Annotated in this window: 23 protein-coding genes and 1 pseudogene; 18 read left to right on the plus strand and 6 right to left on the minus strand. The window is 51.7% G+C overall.

What is annotated here, in order from left to right:
- The first annotated feature begins 210 nt into the window (after positions 1–210).
- From ACMV5H_RS07925 to yeiP, 7 genes and pseudogenes are all read left to right on the plus strand, one after another.
- Positions 211–830: pseudogene (locus ACMV5H_RS07925) on the plus strand (hypothetical protein).
- Between the two features lie 104 nt (positions 831–934).
- Positions 935–1228: a DUF1240 domain-containing protein gene (locus tag ACMV5H_RS07930; RefSeq protein WP_414821702.1), complete on the plus strand. Its 294-nt coding sequence runs from the start codon at positions 935–937 to the stop codon at positions 1226–1228.
- Positions 1229–1252: 24 nt separating this feature from the next.
- Positions 1253–1732 (plus strand): Hcp family type VI secretion system effector, encoded by a 480-nt coding sequence (locus ACMV5H_RS07935; RefSeq protein WP_024484964.1) that lies wholly within the window; start codon positions 1253–1255, stop codon positions 1730–1732.
- A 166-nt stretch (positions 1733–1898) separates the two neighbouring features.
- The gene (locus tag ACMV5H_RS07940) at positions 1899–2192 is read left to right on the plus strand and encodes a DUF1240 domain-containing protein (protein ID WP_414821703.1); all 294 of its coding nucleotides are present in this window, start codon (positions 1899–1901) and stop codon (positions 2190–2192) included.
- 129 nt (positions 2193–2321) lie between these two features.
- Positions 2322–2615: a DUF1240 domain-containing protein gene (locus ACMV5H_RS07945; protein WP_414821704.1), complete on the plus strand. Its 294-nt coding sequence runs from the start codon at positions 2322–2324 to the stop codon at positions 2613–2615.
- A 447-nt stretch (positions 2616–3062) separates the two neighbouring features.
- Positions 3063–4307, plus strand: coding sequence for a tryptophan permease (mtr, locus tag ACMV5H_RS07950; RefSeq protein WP_115158161.1), 1245 nt, complete (start codon positions 3063–3065; stop codon positions 4305–4307).
- A 122-nt stretch (positions 4308–4429) separates the two neighbouring features.
- Positions 4430–5002 (plus strand): elongation factor P-like protein YeiP, encoded by a 573-nt coding sequence (gene yeiP, locus ACMV5H_RS07955; RefSeq protein ID WP_021805861.1) that lies wholly within the window; start codon positions 4430–4432, stop codon positions 5000–5002.
- A gap of 39 nt (positions 5003–5041) precedes the next feature.
- On the opposite strand, the gene uxuA is transcribed toward yeiP, so the two are convergent.
- A complete protein-coding gene (gene uxuA / locus ACMV5H_RS07960; protein WP_223536007.1) occupies positions 5042–6232 on the minus strand; it encodes a mannonate dehydratase in 1191 nt (396 codons plus the stop codon).
- Between the two features lie 341 nt (positions 6233–6573).
- On the opposite strand from uxuA, the gene ACMV5H_RS07965 reads away from it, so the two are divergent.
- Positions 6574–8055: a mannitol dehydrogenase family protein gene (locus ACMV5H_RS07965; protein WP_115158163.1), complete on the plus strand. Its 1482-nt coding sequence runs from the start codon at positions 6574–6576 to the stop codon at positions 8053–8055.
- A 58-nt stretch (positions 8056–8113) separates the two neighbouring features.
- Here ACMV5H_RS07965 and ACMV5H_RS07970 read toward each other — a convergent pair whose 3' ends face one another.
- Entirely contained in the window at positions 8114–8425 is a 312-nt protein-coding gene (locus ACMV5H_RS07970) for a type 1 fimbrial protein (RefSeq protein WP_021805864.1), read from the minus strand.
- 319 nt (positions 8426–8744) lie between these two features.
- Positions 8745–9053, minus strand: a complete 309-nt coding sequence (locus ACMV5H_RS07975) for a fimbrial protein (RefSeq protein ID WP_037375456.1) — start codon at positions 9051–9053, stop codon at positions 8745–8747.
- A gap of 316 nt (positions 9054–9369) precedes the next feature.
- On the opposite strand from ACMV5H_RS07975, the gene ACMV5H_RS07980 reads away from it, so the two are divergent.
- From ACMV5H_RS07980 to yejF, 8 genes are all read left to right on the plus strand, one after another.
- Positions 9370–10344, plus strand: a complete 975-nt coding sequence (locus ACMV5H_RS07980) for a CobW family GTP-binding protein (RefSeq protein WP_021805866.1) — start codon at positions 9370–9372, stop codon at positions 10342–10344.
- Between the two features lie 45 nt (positions 10345–10389).
- Positions 10390–11100, plus strand: a complete 711-nt coding sequence (locus tag ACMV5H_RS07985; RefSeq protein WP_021805867.1) for a phosphatase PAP2 family protein — start codon at positions 10390–10392, stop codon at positions 11098–11100.
- A gap of 408 nt (positions 11101–11508) precedes the next feature.
- Positions 11509–12090, plus strand: coding sequence for a bifunctional murein DD-endopeptidase/murein LD-carboxypeptidase (gene mepS, locus ACMV5H_RS07990; protein ID WP_024528047.1), 582 nt, complete (start codon positions 11509–11511; stop codon positions 12088–12090).
- A 331-nt stretch (positions 12091–12421) separates the two neighbouring features.
- Entirely contained in the window at positions 12422–14011 is a 1590-nt protein-coding gene (locus tag ACMV5H_RS07995; RefSeq protein ID WP_414821675.1) for a cyclic di-GMP phosphodiesterase, read from the plus strand.
- A gap of 134 nt (positions 14012–14145) precedes the next feature.
- The gene (locus ACMV5H_RS08000; RefSeq protein WP_414821676.1) at positions 14146–15954 is read left to right on the plus strand and encodes an extracellular solute-binding protein; all 1809 of its coding nucleotides are present in this window, start codon (positions 14146–14148) and stop codon (positions 15952–15954) included.
- 10 nt (positions 15955–15964) lie between these two features.
- Positions 15965–17059 carry a microcin C ABC transporter permease YejB gene (locus ACMV5H_RS08005; protein ID WP_021805871.1) on the plus strand — a complete coding sequence of 365 codons (1095 nt, stop codon included), beginning with the start codon at positions 15965–15967 and terminating at the stop codon, positions 17057–17059.
- Positions 17056–18081, plus strand: a complete 1026-nt coding sequence (locus ACMV5H_RS08010; RefSeq protein ID WP_021805872.1) for an ABC transporter permease — start codon at positions 17056–17058, stop codon at positions 18079–18081. The genes ACMV5H_RS08005 and ACMV5H_RS08010 overlap by 4 nt, the downstream gene beginning before the upstream one ends.
- Before the next feature lies 1 nt (position 18082).
- Complete coding sequence (gene yejF / locus ACMV5H_RS08015) at positions 18083–19678, plus strand: microcin C ABC transporter ATP-binding protein YejF (protein WP_414821677.1); 1596 nt, start codon at positions 18083–18085, stop codon at positions 19676–19678.
- 9 nt (positions 19679–19687) lie between these two features.
- Here the strand turns inward: yejF and ACMV5H_RS08020 are convergent, their stop codons facing one another.
- The 3 genes from ACMV5H_RS08020 to rsuA all read right to left on the minus strand — a co-directional run bounded on the left by ACMV5H_RS08020 (position 19688) and on the right by rsuA (position 22756).
- A complete protein-coding gene (locus tag ACMV5H_RS08020) occupies positions 19688–20032 on the minus strand; it encodes a YejG family protein (protein ID WP_021805874.1) in 345 nt (114 codons plus the stop codon).
- 783 nt (positions 20033–20815) lie between these two features.
- On the minus strand, positions 20816–22012 hold the full coding sequence (locus ACMV5H_RS08025) for a Bcr/CflA family multidrug efflux MFS transporter (protein WP_021805875.1): 1197 nt from the start codon (positions 22010–22012) through the stop codon (positions 20816–20818).
- 30 nt (positions 22013–22042) lie between these two features.
- A complete protein-coding gene (rsuA, locus tag ACMV5H_RS08030) occupies positions 22043–22756 on the minus strand; it encodes a 16S rRNA pseudouridine(516) synthase RsuA (protein ID WP_059201228.1) in 714 nt (237 codons plus the stop codon).
- A 285-nt stretch (positions 22757–23041) separates the two neighbouring features.
- Between rsuA and ACMV5H_RS08035 the strand changes: the two genes are divergently transcribed.
- Together ACMV5H_RS08035 and rplY are read left to right on the plus strand one after the other, a co-directional pair.
- Entirely contained in the window at positions 23042–24799 is a 1758-nt protein-coding gene (locus ACMV5H_RS08035) for a DEAD/DEAH box helicase (RefSeq protein ID WP_059201229.1), read from the plus strand.
- Positions 24800–24949: 150 nt separating this feature from the next.
- Positions 24950–25234 carry a 50S ribosomal protein L25 gene (gene rplY / locus ACMV5H_RS08040; RefSeq protein ID WP_024486231.1) on the plus strand — a complete coding sequence of 95 codons (285 nt, stop codon included), beginning with the start codon at positions 24950–24952 and terminating at the stop codon, positions 25232–25234.
- The last annotated feature ends 6 nt before the right edge of the window (positions 25235–25240 follow it).

Here is a 25240-nt window from a genome sequence, read left to right on the forward strand (position 1 = left end):
GCATTAAGCGATAATACGCAATATCACGTCGTTCTCACGATCGCTGAGGCAAAAGGTATTATTGATGACATCAACTCTCGCCGCCCTGGAAACCCAGGTCTGGGCCGTGGTGAAGCGTTCGCTCGGGGCTTTGAGCAACAAAGTACCAGCCGTGGCGATGCATTTTCCAGAGGCCTTGAACCAAAGAATGTCGTCTCCTCTGTATTTAAAGTGACAGATCCTGTTTCTACTTATGCAGGCAATATAAATGATGCGCGTGGGTTATATGATGTCATCATTGAATTCAAGAGAATAGGAATAACTGCCATGGTGTTTCCGGGAGCGAATGGAGTGAATCTTATTCACATATCCGGCTATGCGGGGCTTAGAAGAACTATAACTGGAACGCGATATGCTGCTAACCATCCACAAATGTTAGCGATGGGCATAGGACAGCAGGGTATTACTTCAGGAATAATGAGAGGTGTGAGGTTTTGCATTATCTTTTCTATAGGATATAGAATCATAGAAAGCATTTTTAAAGATGACTACACCTTGGCTGATTTCATCGGAAATATAACTATGGATATGGCTAAACTCGCCATTACCACCGTTGCATCTTATGCATTAGGTGTTTTTCTAACGGCAACAGCAGCAGTGGGTGGGAGCATTATCGGTGTCGCAGCAATAGTTTTTTTGTTGGATTTTTAATTGTTGCCGGTTTAGACGCCATCGATAAACATTATGGAATAAGCAATAAATTAATAGCATTATTGAAAGAAAGGATGAAGGTAAAACCAAGAACACCAGAAGCAAACTTTCAATATATCCTCAATGGGTTAAAAAGATGAGTGTAAATAATCGATTTTGGAAAGTATTAGGAGCAACGGCATTACTGATTGTATTTATATGCTTATCGATATTGATTTACAGTTATATCATCTCATTGATATTAATGAAGGATGAAATAACATTTTCAGCCTCTATATTTATCTGCTTTTTTGCAACACCTTTGATACTCTACACTTTTTCTTGCTCTGTTTTTTTCTTTATTTTTGACAGACAACCAAAATATAACATGATAATCAGCAAGTATTTAATCATGATAGCGTTCGCATCATTAGTTTTTAGTTTTCCTATATCCCTGTATGTGAACTACAAACTTAAACATGATGGTTATTTCACATGCGATAGAATTTCTTGGATGTCACCAACTACTTATGTAAAAGATTTATCACTTTGTCAATGATTTTACTATATTATAGAGGGACTTATGGCCAATTTAATTTATGCAAGTATCAACGGTATTAAGCAAGGTTTGATATCTGCTGGTTGCTCGACTCTTGACTCCATTGGCAATAGATGTCAAAAAGGACATGAGGATCAAGTTTACATTCTTGCTTTCGATCACAATATATCCAGAATGCAAAATGTATCCCACCAGCCAGTCAGAATAACCAAGCCGATTGACAAATCATCGCCCTTGCTTGGAATGGCAATATCAAATAATGAAAAATTACAAATTGCATTATACATGTACCGTGTCAATCCGGCTGGGACTTTAGAAGTTTTTTATACTATAAAGCTTAAGGATGCCTATATCTCAGACATCACCCAGCACTGCCCAAATGCACTGACACAAAATGATGGTCAGCCCTACGAGATCATTTCATTATCCTACACAAGCATTGATTGGCAGCATAATATTTCAGGCACATCGGGCTATAGTATATGGGATGAGAGAGTTTATTGATTTAGTGAATAGCCAGCAGATTTTCTGGTGGCTACTTATTGAACACGTCAACATTAAGACTACTATGAATAATAAATACGTTAAAATATTGCTAGCAACAGTGCTCTTTATACTATGTTCATTCGCAGCATTACTAACTTATCAATATGTAGTATTATTAGTATTCATGGAAGATGAGATAACATTTTCCGCATCTGTTCTTATGGTTTTCCTTTCCAGCCCACTGCTAATATATGCCATGCTTAGCGGTATATATTTTTTTATTTTCAATAAGCGCCCAAAATACGACAAAGGAATCACTCGATATTTGGTTTATCTAATGTTTACCTCATTTGTTATCAGCTTACCCATTGCTTTATATGTTGATTATAAACTAAAGCATACCGGTTATTTAACATGTAACAGGATATCATGGCAGTCACCTACAACTTATGTCACGAACCTATCACTTTGTCAGTGAAACCTACCATAAGATAAGGATAGTCTTGTGAAAAACAGATACTGGAAAGTATTAGGGGCAAGAGTACTGCTAATTATATTCACTGGTGGAACTTTAATGATTTACAGTTACGCCACTTCATTGATATTAATGAAGGATGAAATAACTTTTTCAGCCTCTATATTTATGTGCTTCTTTGGATCACCTCTGATACTCTATGCCTTATCTGGTTCTGTTTTTTTCTTTATTTTCGATAGATTGCCAAGACATAATATGATAGTTGTTAGGCATTTAATGAGATTGGCAGTGGCATCAATCCTTTTTAGTTTACCGGTCTCGTTGTATGTAAACTACAAACTTAAACATGATGGCTATTTCACGTGCGATAAAATTTCCTGGATGTCACCAACGACTTATGTGAAAGATTTATCACTTTGTAGATGAGTGGCATTTCCCGCAATACCCAACAATTAAACAAAGAAATACATCACAATACGTAAAGTGACGCCCCTCACCCTAACCCTCTCCCGCAGGGAGAGGGGACTGAATGTGCTACAACTTAACGTCAGTAACTGGCCTCGGCACCGCAATAACTCCATCTCGCTTAGGGAATATTATAACGTGACACTGATAGACTTCGGCACCTGACTACAGCACAGTTCTAACCCTTCGTGAGTGCGAACAGAGAGATTTCTGCACCTGACCACAACGCCATTGCAGCCCCGCCCTGTTAGAGAGGGCTGTATGAGCAAAAAAACCACCAAAATAACGCTCCTAACCGCTGAAGATTGCACCAATCACACCAAATATCCGCTTTACATGCACACATCGCGCACGTACCATTGAGCTAGTACAAAAGAACTCAAGGCCAACGGCCAACCAGGAGCAATAATGTCTGCGGACACCATCCAGAAGCTTTCCCGCCCTTCCGTACTCGGTGGCGCGATGATCATTGCCGGCACCGCCGTAGGTGCTGGTATGTTCTCCATTCCTATCGTAACTTCTGGCGTGTGGTTCAGCGGCTCCGTGGCGCTGCTGATTTATACCTGGTTCTGTATGCTGATCTCCGGGCTGATGATCCTGGAAGCCACCATGAATTATCCGGCGGGCGCCAGCTTCCACACCGTGGTCAAAGATCTGCTCGGCAAAGGCTGGAATACCCTTAACAGCCTGTCGATCACCTTCGTACTCTATATTCTGACCTATGCCTATATCTCGGCGGGCGGTTCGATCATCGCCCATACGCTGGAAGGCGTCTTCGGGGCCAACCAAACCCTGTCCGGATTGGTGTTTGCCATCGTTGTGGCCTTTATCGTCTGGTTATCCACCCGCGCCGTGGATCGCCTGAGCACCATTCTGATTGGCGGTATGGTGATTACCTTTGTGTTGTCCGTCGGTGATATGTTCACCCACGTGCAACCCGCCGTGTTGTTCAACCAGGGTGGTAGCGACGCCAACTACCTGCCCTATGCGCTGGCGGCATTGCCTTACCTGCTGACCTCGTTCGGCTACCACGGCAACGTGCCCGGCCTGGTGAAGTATTATCAGAAAGACAGCGGTGCCGTGGTGCGCAGCCTGGTATACGGTACCTTGCTGGCGCTGGCGATCTATATCCTGTGGCAGTATGTGATCCAGGGAAATATCGCTCGTGATGCCTTCAAACAGGTGATCGCCGAAGGGGGCAACATCGGCAGCCTGCTCAAGCAGATGGGTAACATTTCCAGTAGCTATGCGGTAGGCCAACTGCTGAATGCCTTCTCGTATATGGCGCTGGCCAGTTCATTCCTGGGGGTGTCGCTGGGGCTGTTTGATTTTCTCGCCGACTTCTTCAAGTTCAAGGATAACCAGGCAGGCCGCACCAAATCGGCACTGGTGACCTTCGTGCCGCCAACGTTAGCCGCGTTACTGTTCCCGAACGGTTTCCTGTACGCCATCGGCTTTGCTGGCTTGGCCGCCACCATTTGGGCGGTGATCGTCCCTGCGATGATGGCACGCGCCAGCCGCCGCCGTTTCCCACAGGCGAGCTACCGTGCTCCCGGCGGTCAAGGCATGATCCTGTTCATCATCCTGTTTGGGGCGATCAACGCCGTGGCCCACGTGCTAACGCTATTAGATTTGCTGCCGGTGTTTAAATAAGCCTCAGGAGCGGCTACGGCCGCCCTTTTTCCCCACTCTTTTTGCGCGCGGCTCTTGCCTGAAAAGCACGGCGCGAGTAACTTGTCGCAACTTCCTAAAATCCATTTCGACAGGGTATTCCAATGGCAAGAGCGAACGAAATCAAGCGCGGTATGGCGATCAATTACAACGGCAAACTGCTGCTGGTAAAGGACATCGATGTCCAGAGCCCAAGCGCCCGTGGTGCCAGCACGCTGTATAAAATGCGCTTCTCCGACGTCCGTACCGGGCTGAAGGTAGAAGAACGTTTTAAAGGTGATGATATTCTGGACACCATCAGCCTCTCCCGCCGCAAGGTAAACTTCTCCTATATTGACGGCGAAGAGTATGTGTTCATGGACGATGAAGACTACACCCCTTATATCTTCAAGAAAGATCAGATCGAAGATGAGCTGCTGTTCATCCCTGAAGCGGGTTTGCCGGGTATGCAGGTACTGACGCTGGATGGCCAGGTGCTGGCGTTGGAACTGCCGCAGACCGTGGATATGGAAATTGTTGAAACCGCTCCGGGCATCAAAGGAGCTTCTGCCAGTGCGCGTAACAAGCCGGCCACCATGGCGACCGGCTTGACCATTCTGGTACCCGAGTACCTGAGCAGCGGTGATAAAATCCGCATTCATATTGCAGAACGCCGCTATATGAGCCGCGCAGACTAGTCAACGGTAGGGGCGCAACCTGAGTGCGCCCTGCTTTTGCTAGAGTAACTCTGGGAAAAACCGCCGCTTTAACGCCAGCTCAACCCCACGAACCTCCGCCAAACCTTTCAACCGACCGATGGCCGAATAGCCCGGATTGGTTTTCTTCTTCAGATCGTCCAGCATCTGGTGACCATGGTCTGGTCGCATTGGGATAGGCCGCAGATCGCCCGCTTTATGACGGCGCTGTTCTTCTGCCAGAATAGCTTCAACCACCGCAACCATATCCACATCCCCTTGCAAGTGCGCCCCTTCGTGGAAGGTTTTAGGGTTTTGCTCGCGGCAAGTAGCACGCAGGTGGGTAAAGTGAATGCGATCGCCAAAGGTCTCAATCATCCGCACCAGATCGTTATCCGCACGCACGCCGTAAGAACCCGTACACATGGTGAAGCCGTTATAGATGCTATCTACCGTCTCTTTCAGCCACTGCATATCTTCGATGGTGGAAACAATACGCGGCAAGCCAAGGATGGGGCGCGGTGGATCATCGGGATGCACTGCCAACCTGACCCCCACCTCTTCCGCTACCGGCACGATAGCGCGCAGGAATACGGCCATATTTTCGCGCAACTGCGCCTTATTGATATGATCGTACTCCGCCAGCCGAGCACGGAACTGATCGAGCGTGTATCCCTCTTCCGCCCCAGGCAATCCGGCTATGATATTTCCGGTCAGCTTGGCAATATCTGCCGTACTCATCGCCTTGAAATAGCTTTGTGCCTGGGACTGCTCTTCGTCGGTGTAATCTTTTTCGGCCCCACGGCGGCACAGGATATGCAAATCGAAGGCCGCAAAGGCGATCTGATCAAAGCGTAAAGCCTTGGAACCGTCCGGCAGTTGATATTCCAAATCGGTACGCGTCCAGTCGAGGATCGGCATAAAGTTGTAGCACACGGTATCAATGCCACATTCCGCCAGATTGCGCAGCGATTGTTGATAGTTGGCGATATAACGTTGATAGTTGCCGCTGTGGGTTTTAATTTCCTCGTGCACCGGGATACTTTCCACCACCGACCACACCAGCCCTTTTTCCGCTAACAGAGCCTGCCGCGCCTTGATCTGTTCAACCGGCCACACTTCGCCATTAGGAATATGGTGTAACGCGGTCACTACGCCAGTCGCACCAGCCTGACGCACATCGTCCAGCGAAACCGGATCGTTCGGCCCATACCAACGCCATGTTTGTTCCATTGATTTATCCTTGTAAAAGTCGCTCTGTCATCGTTAAAGCGATATCGGTGGTGAGGTAGATCGCAAAATCAAATCAATCCTGTTATACCACATTGCAGTAGATATCATTCATCTTTAACCTTACTGATTAGCGGCATGCTGTCAAAACAGAAACGTCGATTGATTGATCCAACTCACGATCCTGGGATATTTTGGACCGACCAATTTTATTCACCTCTCTACCGCTCTACACTGGCGGTTGTTAACAGATACGCGAGAGCCGGGCATACACCTGCGGCTAACTGGTCTGATAGCTTTATACCAGCGATCAACCGCCCCTTGCTCTCGTCATGGAGCCATTAATGAAAACTATCGCCAACTCACCGTTACCCGCCAAGACACAACTGCCCCAGTACGATCGCCAGAGCCTGCGCAGCCGAATTGTCCACCTGGGCTTTGGGGCTTTTCACCGCGCTCACCAGGCATTGCTGACCGACAGAGTACTCAACCGTAACGGCGGCGATTGGGGGATTTGCGAGATCAGTCTGTTCGGCGGCGATAAGCTATTCCAGACCCTGCGCGACCAGGATCATCTTTACACCGTGTTGGAAAAGGGCGCGGCGGGCGATCAGGCCATCGTGGTGGGGGCCGTTCACGAAAGCGTACATCGCAAATTGGAAGGCATCGACGCCGTGCTGGAAAAGCTGGCCGAGCCACAGGTGGCGATCGTCTCCATGACCATTACGGAGAAAGGCTACTGTATCGAACCCGGTAGCGGCCAATTAGACCTGCAACACGACGCGATCAAAGCCGATTTGGCTAATCCGGCCCAACCCACCACGGTGCCGGGGATCCTGGTGGAAGCACTGCGCCGGCGTCGAGAACGTCATCTACCCGCCTTTAGCGTGCTGTCCTGCGACAACATTCCAGAGAATGGGCATGTGGTGCGCAATGCGGTGACTGGGCTAGCCAAAGCGCGCGATCCACAGCTGGCCGAGTGGATCGCGCAACACGTCACCTTCCCCAGCACCATGGTCGATCGCATCGTTCCAGCCGCTACGCCAGCAACGCTTGATGAAATCGCCGCCGCTCTGGGTGGCGTGCGTGATGAATGCGCTATTGCCTGTGAACCCTTCATTCAATGGGTGGTGGAAGATAATTTTGTCGCTGGCCGTCCACGCTGGGAGGATGCCGGTGTGCAACTGGTGGACGACGTTCTGCCGTTCGAGCAGATGAAACTACGGATGCTCAACGGCAGCCACTCCTTCCTGGCCTACCTCGGCTATCTGGCGGGTTACCAATACATAGTTGACTGTATGGCGGATGAGAATTATCGCCGCGCCGCACACCATTTGATGTTGAACGAGCAGGCTCCGACGCTGCAGGTCACTGGCATCGATCTGGCCGCCTACGCGGAGCAGTTGATCGAACGTTACAGTAACCCGGCACTGCAACACCGTACCTGGCAGATCGCTATGGATGGCTCGCAAAAGTTGCCTCAGCGCCTGCTGGAGTCCATCCGTTGGCATCGGCAATATGGCGGCAGCCATGCGGGGCTTGCGCTTGGCGTAGCGGGCTGGATGCGTTATGTCGGCGGGATTGATGACGCCGGGCAACCGATTGATATCCGCGACCCCATGCTGGCCACGTTGCAACAGGCCGTTAGCAGCTCACAGGACGGAGAACCCCGCGTGACCGCATTGCTGGCGTTGAAAAGCGTGTTTGGCGAGCAGTTGCCAGCAGATAGTACGTTTGTGGCGGAGGTAACCCGGGCCTATCTGTCATTGCGCGATCGAGGGGCACGCCAGACGGTAAAAGATTGGGTAACCACCCAGTTGAATTGATCCCTACCGGCCGCCATGCCAATCTACCAGGCATGACGGCCACTTGACTGAATGTGGATTAATGGTATTCCAGCGTCATTATTCCGAGTTTTTTCTGCTGATCCAACCACTTGATTTCGCTCTTGCCGAGATTCATTGGCAGCTCTTTGCTACCGCTCTGCAGGCTCGCTAACCGATGTTTGCTGGTGTAGTTTTGCCCGTCGCGATAGCATTGCGTTTGCGCCGTTGAGTCAGCGACTTCCACCGTGCAAGGGCCTTCGACAATGGCGCCATAGAAGTGGATCACGCCACCGGTAGCTGCATTAGCCACACCAGCTGCCAGCCATGAAAACAACATTCCTGCGATCAAAAATAACCGTAAGCTTTTCATGGTCACCTCACTTGTTATTAAGCCAATATAAACCTGAAAAAAAGTTCTTGGATTAAGCGCAAGTTAGAAAGGTTTTATCTATTTATCATCTAGTTAGATGTATCCCTACCTCTCTGGCGGCGCATAATTTATTGCCGCAAAATACAGATTTCAATTCGGAAAAGTCTTAATTTATTATCTGACAACGGCCTGCTGTGCAGACGGCTTGCCGTGCACAATCCTGGTCAGTCGGTTGGGCAATGAAAGGTGTGGAGAAAACGAATCAAAATGCGGGATCTGGGGAAGTCATGCCGAGCCCCACTCGGCATGACTAGAGGACTTAACGATAAATCACTGTCATTATTGCGAGTTTTTTCTGCTGATCGACCCACCGCATTTCGGTGGTACCGATATTCAGCGGAAGTTCTTTACTGCTGGCATCAAAACTTGCCAGCCTTTGCGTGCCTGTGTAGTTTCGCCCGTTACGATAACATTGGGTATTCGCCGTTGAGTTGCTAACATCTACCGTACAAGGGCCTTCGACAATGGCACCCACAAAGTGGATAACGCCACCTGTGGAACCCGCATGACTTGCTGCCATCCATGAAAACAACGCTCCTGCGATCAAAATTAACCGTAAGCTATTCATGGCAACCTCACTTTTGTTAAGCCACTTTAAAGATAGGTTACTTTTTTAGGAATAATCGTAAGGATAGGCAGTTTTTTTAACGGTTAATCGTTGAATTAAGGTCGTGGAAACAATACGGTACGGTACAGTTGACTTTGTTAACGCCACGTTTTTATGGGAAAAATCCTATCGTTTTAGCGAAAAACAAGCGCACAAAAAACAGGCGATTTTTATGCTTAAATTTGTGATCTTCTCCTCCTAGTTGGCCAAGAGCGATAAATAAGCAAATAATTGCCAACCTGCATACATTGAAAACATCACTAACGGGAATCTCCAAATGACAAAAACCAATCTGATCACCGGCTTTCTCGGTAGCGGCAAAACCACCACCATTCGACACCTGTTGGCCAATAAGCCGGAAAATGAGCGTTGGGCCGTGCTGGTCAACGAGTTTGGCGAGATTGGTATCGATGGCGCCCTGCTGGCCGACAGCGGTGCGGTATTGAAAGAGATCCCCGGAGGCTGCATGTGCTGCGTTAACGGGCTACCTATGCAGGTAGGATTGAATATGTTGCTGCAACAGGCCAAACCCGATCGGTTACTGATTGAACCCACTGGATTAGGTCACCCTAAGCAGATCCTGGCGCTGTTGACCCAGGAAACCTATGGTGGGTGGATCGATTTGCTGGCAACGATCTGTGTGCTCGATCCCCGCCAACTCGGCGAATCTCGCTATAGCGAAAATGAAAATTTCCGCGATCAGCTGGCCGCAGCCGACGTCATCATCGCCAATAAAATGGATACCTGGCAGCCGCAAGATGCCCTGGCTCTGGAAACCTGGCAAACCCTGCATGGCCAGCAGCGGCCGGTCTTTACCATCGAGCAAGGGCGCATGGATATCAAGCTGTTGGATCGGCCACGCACCAATTGCACAGAATTGCCGGACGCACAGCATCATCATAGCCACGCCAAGACCCAAGGATTGGCAGCGTTGCGTTTGCCCGAAAACTCCCGCTGGCGCCGCGCCCTTAATCAAGGCCAAGGATTCATCAGCTGCGGCTGGATATTTGATGGAGAAACCGTCTTCGATACCGTCGGTATGATGGAATGGATCAGGTTAGCACCGGTTGATCGGGCCAAGGCAGTGGTACGCATTGCCGAAGGCAGTTTGCTGATCAACCGCCAAGGGCAGGATCTCAGTATCGAGACGCGCCCCACCGCTCCGCTCGACAGCCGTATCGAATTGATCCACAGCGACGAGGCCAACTGGAATGCTTTGCAAGCGGCCTTGTTTAACATTCGTTTAAGTTAATGCTTTTAACGTTGGCATTATTTTTTTGATTTTTACAGGTTAGCCATGACACGCCGTAATTTACCCTTCATCCTCATGCTCAACGTCTTGGGCATCGTGCTATTTCTTTCCTGGTATTTACCCACGGATCACGGGTTCTGGTTCAAGATTGACTCAGCAATCTTTTTCTACTTCAACCAACATCTGGCCAGCGATGCCTGGTTTCTGAGAATGGTGGCGATCACCAACAATCGGATATTCGACGTCATTTCACTCATCGCCATGGGGTTGTTGTACCTTTACTTCTACCTCAAGCAGGATGCCTTTGGCCGCCGCCGTCTGATCGTTACCGGCGTCGTGATGTTGTTAACGGGAGTGGTGCTCAACCAGTTTGGCCACCTGCTGCCGGTCAAACACGCCAGCCCAACCCTGACTTTTGACAATATCAACCGGGTCAGCGAACTCACCGGCATCCCAACCAAAGACGCCTCCAGCGACAGCTTCCCTGGCGATCATGGCATGATGCTGATGATTTTCTCCTGCTTTATGCTGCGCTACTTTAATCGCACGGCATTTGCCATCGCGCTGCTGATCACCCTGGTCTTCTGCCTGCCACGCATCATGATCGGCGCACATTGGTTTACCGATATTGCCGTCGGCTCGCTGTCGGTGGTGATGGTCGGAACCAGTTGGTGGCTGATGACACCGGCCAGCGATGTTGTGATCCACTGGTTGAACTGCAAACTACCTGGTAAGTATCGCCCAACGCAGCCATAACTTTAGGTTATGATAGCCGGGAGGCCAGCGCCTCTCGGTTATTTACCGGCCGGATCTTGTTTACTCAACAACCACACCGTTAACATGCCTACCCCATTAATTAACCTCAATCCAACATAACCGCCAAACCGCGGTTTTTTATATGAAGATTTACATTATGTTACATCACAATTTCATATAAAGAATGTCGGAAAAAGGCTCGCAATCCTCACGTCATTCCGGTACTCTCGGATGCGTTTGTGCCTGGTTTAGCTTGGCTCATTAGTAAAAATCCGAAAACTGTGCGTTCCTGCACATTTCCGATGCTAACTGATTGTCCTTCCTGCCAGTGCCAACTAGTCTCGTTCCGTTTGGTATTTTTCAGATAACGACTTGCGTCGTTAAGGACTTCAAGGGAAAACAATTACAATGGTCAAATCTCAACCTTTTCTGAGATATTTTTTGCGGGTTTTACCTGCAATTGCGGCAGCCTTGGTGCTCTCCGCCTGTAGCTCAACAAACACTTCGAAGTTAGATAGATCACAAACTGAGATGCATGCAGTTAATGACAAAAACGGTCTTTTACTGCAAGCCTCTCAGGATGAATTCGAAGCGATGGTGCGTAACGTTGACGTCAAGTCAAAGATTATGGACCAGTATGCTGATTGGAAAGGCGTCCGCTACCGTTTAGGCGGTGAAAGCAAGCGCGGTATTGATTGCTCGGCGTTTGTGCAACGTACCTTCCGCGAACAGTTTGGTATGGATCTGCCCCGCTCAACCTATGAGCAAGAAGATATGGGCAAACAAATCCAACGCGCCAAACTGCGCCCAGGCGATTTAGTGCTGTTCCGCGCCGGTTCTACTGGCCGCCACGTCGGCATCTATCTGGGTAACGACAAATTCGTTCATGCCTCTACCAGCAGTGGTGTGACAATCTCTAGCCTTTCGGATAACTATTGGGATAAACGTTATCGTGAAGGCCGCCGGTTACTGGGTAAAAGCTCCAGCTAACGGCGCAGTATCTGAATCTGGTCCTGAAAGCCAAACAAACGAGACGAGAACGCTGCCCCAGGGCAGCGTTTTTTTTCACGGTCATGCTGGCGCCGAACAAACCCGCATCGCTATTTTCGCTTATCACTGTGCCATAAACCACGCAACGGTTGAAAAAATAGCCTATTATCGTCAAGTGACATGCCATTTCGTAACGCACTATTTACGCTGTGTCTCAACAGACAGCCTTGGTGCAAGCCAAACGAATAATGACGCAGGCAGGATCGGTGGGATATATTAATCACCAGCAATATAACAATAATATTTTTATGCTGCGCTCAGGGGGCGAGTAATGGGATTGAAGGGAGCATTTGCACGCCATGCATCCAACACACGACGTAGCCTGACTAAAAGCTGTATTGTCGCCGTCGTTTTCCTCATTGTTTTTACCTCTGTCACCTTATTTCTGATCGATCATCAGCGCTCGCAATATCAGCATAAAATCGAAACCCGTACGCAGAAATTTGCCGTTAATTACCTCGATCATCTGCAAGAAATGATGCAACAAATCATGCCGCTTACCGGTAAACCCTGCGAACAGGCTCAGTCCGATCTGACCTACCGTGCTGCATTTACCCCCGGCGTACGCACCTTTGTTCTGGTAAAAGACGGTTTTGCCTATTGCTCCTCGGCAACCGGTAACATGATGCTGCGGATGAGCCATATTTATTCCGATATCGACTGGCATAAGCCACTGGATATGGCATTACAACAAGGCACGCCGATGGTGCCTGGAAAACCAGCGATTGCCGTGTGGTTACGCCAACCAGGGCCAGGCAATACCGGCATATTAGCCACGCTGGATCTCACCCTGGCCCCCTACCTGCTGCTCAATTCGCCCGATAGGGATACTCCCGGATTTGCCATAGTGATCGGGGGGCATGCGGTTACCACCTTCAGCTCGAATATGCTGCCGCTGGCGCAATTACCTAAAAGCCACGCCAGCCAACTAGCCGTCCCGGGCTATCCACTGAGTATGATCTTCTATCACCAATCCCTGACGGCTAATGATATCCGTTTGACCGTGCTGGGTAGTCTGGTGCTCTCCCTGATGGTGGGCGCGCTGTATTACTATATGCAGATACTGCGCCAAAGCCCCGAACGGGCCCTGATGAGAGGCATCAAGCACAATGAGATCTTTGCTGAATATCAACCCGTGTTTCACTCTGCAACCAACACCATTGCCGGCCTTGAGGCATTGATCCGCTGGCAGCATCCCACCGAGGGGCGCATTCCACCCGATCTGTTTATCCCCTATGCTGAAAGCGAAGGGTTGATCGTAGCGCTGACCCGCCACCTGTTCCGTAGGATCGTGGCAGATATCCCGCAATTGGTACAAGCTCTGCCACGGGGCGCCAAACTGGGCATTAACCTCGCGCCTTCTCACCTTAATGCGCCTTCGTTCCATGACGATATCACCGAGCTACTGGCTAAGTTGCCAACCGACTATTTCACCGTGGTGTTTGAAATCACCGAGCGCGGCATGGTGGAAGAGCAAAATGCCTTGGAAGAGTTTGACTGGCTACATCGCCAAGGGGTTGAAATCGCCGTGGATGACTTTGGTACCGGCCACAGCGCCTTAATCTATCTACAACGCTTTACCCTGGATTACCTCAAAATCGACCGCGGTTTTGTCAATACCATTGGCCAGGATACGGCGACCGCTCCCGTCCTGGACGCAGTGATCTCGCTGTCTAAAAAGCTGAAAATGCTGACCGTGGCGGAAGGCGTTGAAACCGCCGAACAGGTGAGTTTTCTGCAAGAACGCGACGTTAATTTCATGCAGGGCTATTATTTCAGTAAGCCACTGGGTATTGAGGAGTTTGTGGCCTTTTGCCAGAATAAGGCCGTTTTTGATTATCAGGCCGCAGTTAATCCCTGATATTTAAACTTCTTTACTCAGAAAACCAGCCTGAAATGCTATGCTACCGGCTGGATTAATTGACTTATATCCGACGTATTTCAAGCCATGGCTTGAAAGGCAACGGGTATAGCTAGCAGGAGCTTACCGTAGAGATGTCCGTACGCATTTTTGCTGCCTTGGTGCTTTCGGCACTCAGTTTTAGCATGCAGGCCGAAACCCTTAATGAAAGCTACGCTTTCGCCACGCTCGGTGAACCGAAATATTCCACCGACTTTAGCCATTTTGACTACGTGAACCCTGCGGCCCCCAAGGGCGGCGACGTTAGGCTGGCAGCCATCGGCACCTACGATAACTTCAACCGTTTCGCCTCGCGCGGTGTACCTGGTGAAAGAACCGGGGAACTCTACGACACGCTGTTCACCAGCTCGGACGATGAGCCTTCCAGCTATTATCCGTTGATTGCGGAATCTGCCCGCTATCCGGCAGATATGCGTTGGATGGAGCTGGATATCAACCCACGCGCGCGCTTCCATGATGGCAGCCCGATCACCGCCGCCGACGTGGCCTTTACCTTCAACAAATTTATGACCGAAGGGGTGCCGCAATTCCGTTCGTCGTATAAAGGCGTCACCGTCAAGGCCATCTCCCGTCTGACTGTGCGCATAGAACTCCCCAAACCGGATAGAGATCAGCTACTCGGCCTCTTAAGCCTGCCGGTGATGCCAGAAAGCTTCTGGAAAGACCATAAACTGAATGAACCACTGACTGTTCCCCCACTAAGCAGTGGCCCTTATAAAATCAGCAGCTACCGATTGGGCCAATATATTACCTATGAGCGCGTACGTGACTATTGGGCCGCCAATCTGCCGGTGAATCGTGGGCGCTATAACTTCGACACGCTGCGTTACGACTATTACCTGGACGATAAGGTGGCGCTTGAAGCCTTTAAGGCCGGGGCTTACGATTTCCGCGTCGAAGGCTCGCCAAAAAGCTGGGCCACCCAGTATCAAGGCGGTAACTTCGCGCGCAACTTCATCATCAAACAGGATGAAACCAATCAGGCGGCGCAGAATGCCCGCTGGCTGGCATTCAATATCCAGCGCCCGATTTTCGCCGATCGCCGGGTGCGGGAAGCCATTACCCTGGCCTTCGACTTCGACTGGATGAACAAGGCGCTGTATTACGATGCCTATCAGCGCGCCAACAGCTATTTCCAGAATACTGAATACGCGGCCAGCAGCTACCCAGACGCTGCGGAGTTGGCCTGGCTGGCCCCGCTAAAAGGTAAAGTGCCAGCAGAAGTGTTTACCTCAATCTACCAGCCTCCAACATCCGACGGCAGCGGCAATGACCGGGCGAACCTGCTGAAAGCCACCGAATTGCTTAAACAGGCCGGTTGGGAAGTGAAAAACCAGCAGTTGGTCAACAGCAAAACCGGTAAGCCCTTTACCTTTGAACTGATGTTGCCGAGTGGCAGCAATTTCCAATATGTACTGCCTTTCCAGCACAATCTGAAGCGGTTGGGTATCGATATGCAGATCCGTGAGATCGACATCAGCCAATTCACCCGCCGCATGCGCGAACGTGATTTTGATATGATGCCGAGGGTCTACCCCGCGATGCCGTTCCCCAACTCCAACCTGCAGATCTACTGGGCCACAGAATATCTGAACTCCAGCTACAACAGCCCTGGCGTCAGCGATCCAGCCGTCGATGCCCTGATAGAACAGATCATGAAGCATCAAGGGGATGAAAAAGCGTTGCTGTCCCTTGGCCGTGCACTGGATCGGGTGTTGACCTGGAACATGTATATGCTGCCGATGTGGTACTCCAATCACGACCGTTACGCCTATTGGGACAAATTCTCTTCGCCAGCGGTACGCCCGGCCTATTCGATCGGGTTCGACAACTGGTGGTTCGACGTCAACAAGGCGGCACGCTTGCCGGCGCAACGGCAATAAGGAGCCTCAGGTGGCCGCTTATCTGATACGCAGATTACTGCTGGTGATCCCCACGCTGTGGGCGATCATCACCATTAACTTTTTCATTGTGCAAATCGCCCCCGGTGGACCGGTCGATCAGGCCATTGCCTCTATTGAGATGGGGCAAACCAGCGGCTTTGGCGGCGGTGGCGCAGGTGAAGGCCTAGGGCATATGAAGGCCGGCGCGGGCAACGTGGCCGAAGGCCAATACCGTGGCTCACGCGGCCTGGATCCCGAAGTGATCGCCGAGATCACCAAGCGTTACGGTTTCGACAAGCCGCTGCACGAACGCTATTTCACCATGCTGTGGAACTACATGCGCCTCGATTTCGGCGAAAGCCTGTTCCGCGGGGCCTCGGTAATGCAGCTGATTGGCCAGAGTCTGCCAGTTTCCGCGACCCTGGGGCTATGGAGTACGCTGATCATTTATCTGGTGTCGATCCCGCTGGGGATACGCAAGGCCATCCACAACGGCAGCGCCTTTGACACCTGGAGCAGCACGCTGATTATCATCGGCTACGCCATTCCGGCATTCCTGTTCGCCATCCTGATGATCGTGCTATTCGCCGGTGGCAGCTATCTGGACTGGTTCCCACTGCGCGGGCTGGTTTCCAGCAATTTCGACACACTGCCGTGGTACGGTAAAATCACCGATTATCTGTGGCACATTACTCTGCCAGTGCTGGCTACGGTGATCGGTGGCTTTGCCGCCCTGACCATGCTGACTAAAAACTCGTTTCTTGATGAGATCCGCAAACAGTATGTGGTCACCGCCCGTGCCAAAGGGCTGGACGAGAAGAAGATCCTTTACCGCCACGTGTTCCGTAACGCCATGCTGCTGGTGATCGCCGGTTTCCCGGCCACCTTTATCAGCATGTTTTTCACCGGTTCGTTGTTGATCGAAGTGATGTTCTCGCTCAACGGCCTTGGGCTGTTGGGCTACGATGCCACCCTGCAACGCGACTATCCGGTGATGTTCGGAACGCTCTACATATTTACCCTGATCGGCTTGCTGTTGAATATCGTCAGCGATATCACCTATACCCTGGTCGATCCGCGCATTGATTTCGAGGGCCGTCAATGAGCCGCTTAAGCCCCATCAATCAGGCCCGCTGGGCACGTTTTCGCAGCAACCGCCGTGGTTACTGGTCGCTGTGGATTTTTCTGTCTGCCTTTGCACTCAGCCTGGCCGCCAACCTGATCGCCAACGACCGGCCGTTGCTGGTGCGCTATGAAGGCCGGCTGTATGTGCCCTTTATGGTCAACTACAGCGAAACGACCTTCGGCGGGGAACTGAATACCACTACCGATTTTCAGGATCCCTTTGTTATCAAGCAGATTGAGCAACACGGCTGGGCCATCTGGGCCCCGATCCGCTTTAGCTACAACACCATCAACTTTGCCACCAAAGTGCCCTTCCCGTCGCCGCCGTCACGCCAAAACCTGCTCGGCACCGACAGTAATGGCAGCGATGTGCTGGCCCGAGTGCTGTACGGTTTCCGTATCTCAATGCTGTTCGGGCTAGCGCTAACGCTGTGTTCCAGCGTGATTGGTATCTGTGCGGGAGCAACGCAGGGCTATTACGGTGGCCGATTCGATCTTTGGGGGCAACGGCTGATCGAGGTTTGGTCGGGGATGCCGACGCTGTTCCTGATCATCCTGCTGTCCAGCATCATCCAACCCAATTTCTGGTGGCTGTTAGGCATCACCATCCTGTTTGGCTGGATGAGCCTGGTGGGCGTAGTGCGTGCCGAATTCCTGCGTACCCGTAATTACGACTACATTCGTGCCGCCAGAGCGATGGGCGTGCCGGATCGCGTGATTATGTATCGTCATATGCTGCCTAACGCCATGGTGGCCACGCTGACCTTCCTGCCGTTTATTCTGTGTGGTTCGATCACCACCCTTACCTCTCTCGATTTCCTCGGCTTCGGCTTGCCGCTCGGTTCGCCTTCGTTGGGTGAGCTCCTTTTACAGGGCAAAAACAACCTGCAAGCTCCGTGGTTGGGCATTACCGCCTTCCTGGTGCTGGCGGTGCTGCTCTCACTGTTAATCTTTATCGGCGAAGCGGTGCGCGACGCCTTCGACCCAAGCAAGGCGCATTAATATGACCACTCCTCTGCTCGCTATTCAGGATCTCAGTATCGCCTTCCGCCAGGGAGGCAGCTTGAATCAGGTGGTCAACGGCGTCTCGTTACAGGTGGAACAAGGGGAAACGCTGGCGTTGGTGGGTGAATCAGGCTCAGGCAAAAGCGTCACCGCCCTCTCCGTGCTGCGGCTGCTACCTTCCCCGCCGGTGGTGTATCCCGGTGGGGATATTCTGTTTAACGGCAACTCACTGTTACATGCATCGGAAGCCGAACTGCGCAAAGTACGTGGCAACCAGATCTCAATGATATTCCAGGAGCCGATGGTGTCGCTCAACCCGCTGCACACCATCGAAAAGCAACTGGCCGAAGTGCTGATGCTCCACATGGGTATGCGCCGTGACAGCGCCCGTGCCGAAATCATTCAGTGCCTGGATCGGGTGGGAATACGTAACGCCAAAGCGCGCCTGAAGGACTATCCCCATCAACTCTCCGGCGGAGAACGTCAGCGAGTAATGATCGCTATGGCGGTGTTGACCAAGCCCAAGCTGTTGATTGCCGATGAGCCTACCACCGCGCTAGACGTGACCATTCAAGCGCAGATCCTGATGCTGCTGAAAGAGTTAAAGCAGGAGCTGGGGATGGGATTGCTGTTCATCACCCACAACCTGAACATCGTGCGCCGGTTGGCGGATAACGTGGCGGTAATGCGCCAAGGGTTGTGCGTAGAACAAAATAGCCGCGATGGGCTGTTTAGTGCCCCACAACACGCCTATACCCGTCAGTTATTGGCTGCGGAAGACGTAGGCGAGCCTCTGCCACTACCTGCCAGCGATAAGCCTATGCCACTGCTCAAAGTGGAACACCTGCAGGTCAGCTTCCCGATCAAACGTGGCCTGTTACGGCGTATCGTCGATCAGAACTACGCGCTGAAAGATCTGAGCTTCGAAATACGGCCTGGGGAAAGCGTGGGCCTGGTAGGCGAATCGGGTTCAGGTAAGAGCACGACTGGCCTGGCGCTGCTGCGCCTGTTGAGCTCCAAAGGTGCGATCTGGTTTGATGGCCAACCGCTGCATCAGTTCAATAACCAGCAGATGTTGCCTTACCGCAGCCGGATGCAGATCGTGTTCCAGGATCCCTATTCCGCGCTGAATCCACGCCTGAACGTGCTGCAAATCATCGCCGAAGGGCTGGAGATCCACCAGCAACTGACCGCAGATCAACGCGAACAACGGGTGATTGAGGCGTTGGAGGAAGTCGGATTGGATCCGGCCCTGCGCTATCGTTATCCCACGGAGTTTTCCGGTGGGCAGCGACAACGTATCGCCATCGCGCGTGCGCTGATCCTGCAGCCGCAGCTGTTGATCCTGGATGAACCGACGTCCTCACTGGATAAATCGGTGCAGGCACAGATCCTGACGCTGCTGAAGTCGCTTCAGCTCCGTCACCGGCTGGCCTATCTGTTTATCAGCCACGATTTGCAGGTGGTACGATCGTTGTGCCATCAGGTGATCGTACTGCGTCAGGGAGAAGTCGTGGAGCAGGGTAACTGCCAGACGATTTTCAACGCACCTGCTGCTGCCTATACACAGCAGTTATTGCAGTTGGTTGATTAGCGGCATCATTCAGAAGGGGTACTGCGCGCTGAGCTGCTCGGCAATCGCCGCACCGACGTTTTTCAAGCGGCACATGGCGGCACTTTCATCACATTGATGAACGAACAGGCAAGGCTCGCCTTCCCATTCAACGATGGAGCAGTTGACCTGTATCTCTTGCAGAGACAGGTTGAGCTGCTGCATGACCCGCCAGGCTTCGCGCCCGTCATGGCTGAGCAGCTTGAGGCCGATCAGATCGTTATCTTCGTCTATGCCGCTAAGCGGAATCGGTTCAACCTTGCTGCCGGTAAAACCTGATAGCCAACGATAACTTTGCGGCAAGCGATGCACTACCGAAAGCTGGAAACTGTCCACATGAAATCCCTAGTATGAAAAGATGAAACACTTTTTACATCACAGGATGACTTAATTATAGCCGGGATCATCCGACTTTGCCGCCCACAAATGTTATTTTAAAGTAAAATTTGCAACAAACAATTAACCACATCCTGCGCTTGCTGATATCACTCAGTTTTTCTCCACCGTAGAAGGTTCTCTCACGGCGTTTTGCGACTCAGCTCGCATTTTTGCGTTATATGTAACCCTTTCCTGCCGCGATCTCAACATTTTTTTCTTGCAATGCGGTTACTTTACAATCGGTATAATTTTACATTGTGCAAACATCTCGCTCAAATACCCAAGGCAGGTTAAATCAATAATATTTTGATTTAAAACAATATTATCCCGATTAACCGCCAAGGAAATACCCCATCAACCAACGGGTTGCACCTCTGGCCACCAGGGAAAATAACGCCGCCATATTTAACAAAAAAACTACAGTTCGTTTGGTCGACGTTTAGTTAGCCTGCATATATTTCGCAACAAACTTAAACTTGCTAGCAGGCAGATTGGGGTCTAATTGCATTTGATCTCCCTCACCCCAACCCTCTCCCCAAGGAGAGGGAGCTGGCCCGGCGCTGTAATCCGATGCAGGATTTAACCTATGGCACATCCGGTCCCGAGGGAGTCAGGTGTTGTGGTAGGGTTCAGGCGTAAAGTGGTGGCACATTCATTGGAAGAGCCAAGGTGATCTCAGTATCGATAAAATAGCTCGATCGGTCCCCTCTCCCTGTGGGAGAGGGTTAGGGTGAGGGGTAATCAGGCAGGATTATTGCGCGGACGGCTGGCATAAAAATAGAACAATACCGCAACGATGCTGCACAGAGCCATCGATGAAACCATCGGCCACGCGCTCTTACCTGGGGCCAAGGACAGTATTGCCCCAACCAGCGCGCCAATGCTGAAGCGCAACGTCCCGGCCAGTGAAGAAGCGGTTCCCGCCATATGGGGGAAATCGTCCAGGATCACCGCCATTGCGTTAGACGAGATCATGGCGATACAGCCGAGATAAACCGCCACCCCGAGCACCAAAGCCCAAAAACCCAGCCCGCTGGCGGTGACGGCCAGCAACCACACGCCCATCGTCAATTGCACAAACAGACCAAGACGGAACATTTTTACTGCCCCTAGGCGTCGCACGTTGCGGCTATTGATCAGGGTTGTCAGGAACAGAAACACGATGTTCAGCGCAAAGTAATAGCCAAAATGCTGCGGTGAAACGTTATTCAGCTCGATATAGACAAACGGCCCGGCGCTGAGGAAAGAAAACATCCCGGCAAACGAGAAAGCACTGGCCAGCATGTAGCTCAACACGCGCTTGTGGCGGAACAACGAGCCGAAATTCCTCAGCGTGGTACGCAGATGGAATTTTTGCCGCCGCTCCTTGGGTAACGTCTCCTTGATAAAGAACGCCACCAGTACCGACCCCAACAACGCCGCAGCCCCCATGGTCCAGAAGATGGCATGCCAGCTGAACCATAGCAGCAGCACGCCACCGATCATCGGAGCCAGCAATGGCGCAATGGTCATCACCAGGATCACGAACGACATCATGCGTGAGAACTCATCCTTGGTGAACATGTCACGCATCAGGGCGTTGATCACTACGCTTGCCGCAGCAGCGGCCAGCCCGTGCAGGAAACGCAGGTTGATCAGTTGCTCCACGGATTGGGCCATCGCACAGGCCCCACCGGCGATAGCAAAAATCAGCGTGCCCCACAGGATCACCGGCTTGCGACCAATGCTGTCGGACATCGGCCCATAGAACAGTTGGCCAACGGCAAAGCCCAACATGTAGGCACTGAGCGTCATCTGCACCCGGCCCGACTCCACGCCAAACTCCTGGGCGATTATCGGCATGCTGGGTAAGTACATGTCGATCGCCAGTGGCATCAGCATGGACAGCAGGCCCAGAATAAAGATCAAACCGAGGTGAGAGGTCCGGTTCTGTTGCACGTTCAACGACTCCTTGGTCGGTCGCAAAAATTAATCCAGCAGGTGCGGTGCGCCTACGCTGGCAATCTCTTCTTCGGTCAGCGGGCGATATTCCCCCGGTGCCAAATCGTCATCCAACACAATGGCGCCAATGCGCTCACGGTGTAATTCGATGACCCGATTACCCACGGCTGCAAACATGCGCTTCACCTGATGGTAACGCCCTTCGCTGATGGTGAGGCGCACCAGGGTCTCTTCGATTTTTTCCAACTTCGCTGGCTTGGTCAGATTTTTTTCGTTATGTAGCTGCACGCCTTGCTCGAACTGCTGAGCGGTATCAGCGGCCAACGGATGTTCCAACGTCACCAGATAGGTTTTCTCACACTCGTGGCGCGGTGAGGTGATACGGTGCGACCACTGGCCATCATCGGTCATCAGTACCAGGCCGGTGGTATCAATATCCAGCCGTCCTGCCGCATGCAGCTTGTACGCAACGGGTTCATCCAGGAAATAGAGCACGGTTGGATGATCCGGATCGTCGGTCGAGCACACATAACCCTGTGGCTTATTGAGCATGAAATAACGTGGTCCGTTCAGCTGTGACAACACGTTGCCATCAAACCGCACTTCCTGTTCCGGAGCCAGCTTGAGCGCCCCGCTCTTGACCACTTCACCGTCTACGGTGACACGTTTTGCACGGAGTTCACGCGCTACCAGCGCACGGCTGATACCCAACTGCTGAGATAAAAACTTGTCCAGTCGCATTGAATCTGCTTTGCCTGTCGTTGTTATGATCGCATTGATCTGGTTGCTAAATATGACGCCCCGTTGTCGCACCAGGTGCAGAAAACAGGTTCGAAGAGGATGTTCGAGTAGGGAAGCCGCTTAGTATAGCGACGGAAACGATGCCATAACAGGGGTAATTTCCATGCTTCTCGCACTGCGTAGCCGCAGAGGGCATAATAATAGAAATTTTTCCGCCGTCTGAGGAGCAAAATGTCACAATTTCAGTGGAATGTTACAGCCCACTTCAGCGAGCGATACTAACGCATGGCTTTTACCCTTCGCCCCTATCAGTTGGAAGCGGTCGATGCCACCATCAAGCATTTCCGCCAACATCCTGAACCGGCCCTGATCGTGCTGCCAACCGGCGCAGGCAAAAGCCTGGTGATCGCCGAGTTGGCAAAACGCGCCCGTGGCCGGGTGTTAGTACTGGCCCACGTTAAAGAGCTGGTGGCGCAAAACCATAGTAAATACTGCGCTTACGGCCTGGAGGCCGACATCTTCGCCGCCGGGCTTCAGCAAAAAGAGAGCAGCGGCAAGGTGGTGTTTGGTAGTGTGCAATCGGTAGCACGTAATTTATCGCTGTTCGACGGCGCGTTTTCACTGCTGATCGTCGACGAATGCCACCGCATCAGCGACGATGACGACAGCCAATACCAACAGATTATTCAACACCTGCAAAAAACCAACCCACAGTTGCGCCTGCTTGGGTTGACGGCCACCCCTTACCGGCTGGGCAAAGGCTGGATCTATCAATATCACTACCACGGCATCACCCGTGGCGACGGCAACAGCCTGTTTCGCGACTGCATTTATGAGCTGCCGTTGCGCTATATGATTAAACACGGCTTCCTGGTGCCGCCAGAACGGCTGGATATGCCGATCGTGCAGTACGATTTCAGCCGCCTGGAGGCCAGAAGCAACGGCTTGTTCAGCGAAGTGGATCTTAACCGCGAGCTGAAACAGCAAAACCGCATTACGCCACACATCATCAGCCAGATCGTCGAATACGCCGAAACCCGCAAAGGCGTAATGATTTTTGCCTCCACGGTCGAGCATGCCCGTGAAGTGCATGGCCTGTTACCAAGTGGGGAGGCGGCGCTGGTCAGTGCAGAAACGCCCCCCGGCGAACGTGACGCGCTGATCGAAGCTTTTAAGCAACAGCAATTGCGCTATCTGGTTAACGTGGCAGTGCTGACGACGGGTTTCGACGCACCTCATGTCGATCTTATCGCTATTTTGCGCCCCACCGAGTCCGTCAGCCTGTATCAGCAGATCGTCGGGCGCGGTTTACGGCTGGCCCCAGGCAAGACCGACTGCCTGATCCTGGACTATGCCGGCAATCCCCACGATTTGTTCACGCCGGAAGTGGGCGTTAGCAAACCCCACTCAGACAGCCAACCGGTGCAGGTCTTTTGCCCTGGCTGCGGTTTTGCCAACCTGTTTTGGGGCAAATGCACCGAGAACGGCGACATCATCGAGCACTATGGCCGTCGCTGTCAGGGCTGGCTGGAAGATGATGAGGGGCATCGCGAGCAGTGTGACTATCGCTTCCGTTTCAAATGCTGCCCGCACTGCGGCGCAGAGAACGATATTGCGGCACGCCGCTGCCATCAGTGCCAGGAAGTGCTGGTCGATCCGGATGATATGCTGAAGGCCGCATTGAAGCTGAAGGATGCGCTAGTCCTGCGCTGTGGCGGAATGGAACTGCAGAGCGGCAAGGACGACAAAGGGGAATGGCTGAAAGCCACCTATTATGACGAAGATGGCACCAGCACCAGCGAACGGTTCCGCCTGCAAACGCCCGCACAACGCAAGGCCTTCGAGATGCTGTTCCTGCGCCCGCACCAACGGGCACCAGGCGTCCCCTTCAGTTGGCAAAACGCAGCGGACATTCTGGCTCAGCAGGCGCTGTTGCGCCATCCAGACTTTGTCGTCGCACGTAAACGCGGCCAGTTCTGGCAAATACGTGAAAAAGTTTTTGATTATCAGGGCCGCTTTCGCCGTGCCAATGAGCTGTATTAGGCCCGAGCGGCAGGTTTTCATTGCCCAGCGAGCGGCTTTCCGTTAAAATGCCGCCCGCTTTACCTGGGTTCGCCCAGTGTGAAAGCAGGTTATCGAGCCTGTTACTGGGTCGCCTGTAGCAGGGTAAATTTTCTTTTAAGAGAAAAAACAATGTTCACTATCAACGTACAAGTACGTAAAGACCAGGGTAAGGGTGCGAGCCGCCGCCTGCGTGCAGCAAACAAATTCCCAGCTATCATCTATGGTGGCGAAGAAGCTGCGATTGCTATCGAACTAGACCATGATTCTGTCAAGAACATGGAAGTTAAACCAGAATTCTACAGCGAAGCCGTAGTTTTGGTTGTCGACGGTAAAGAAACCAAAGTTAAGGTTCAGGCTGTACAGCGTCACCCGTTCAAGCCAAAACTGGCTCACATCGACTTCGTTCGCGTTTAATCGCCA

This window comes from Serratia sp. N21D137 (genome assembly GCF_047530005.1).
Classification (GTDB): Bacteria; Pseudomonadota; Gammaproteobacteria; order Enterobacterales; family Enterobacteriaceae; genus Chania; species Chania fonticola_B.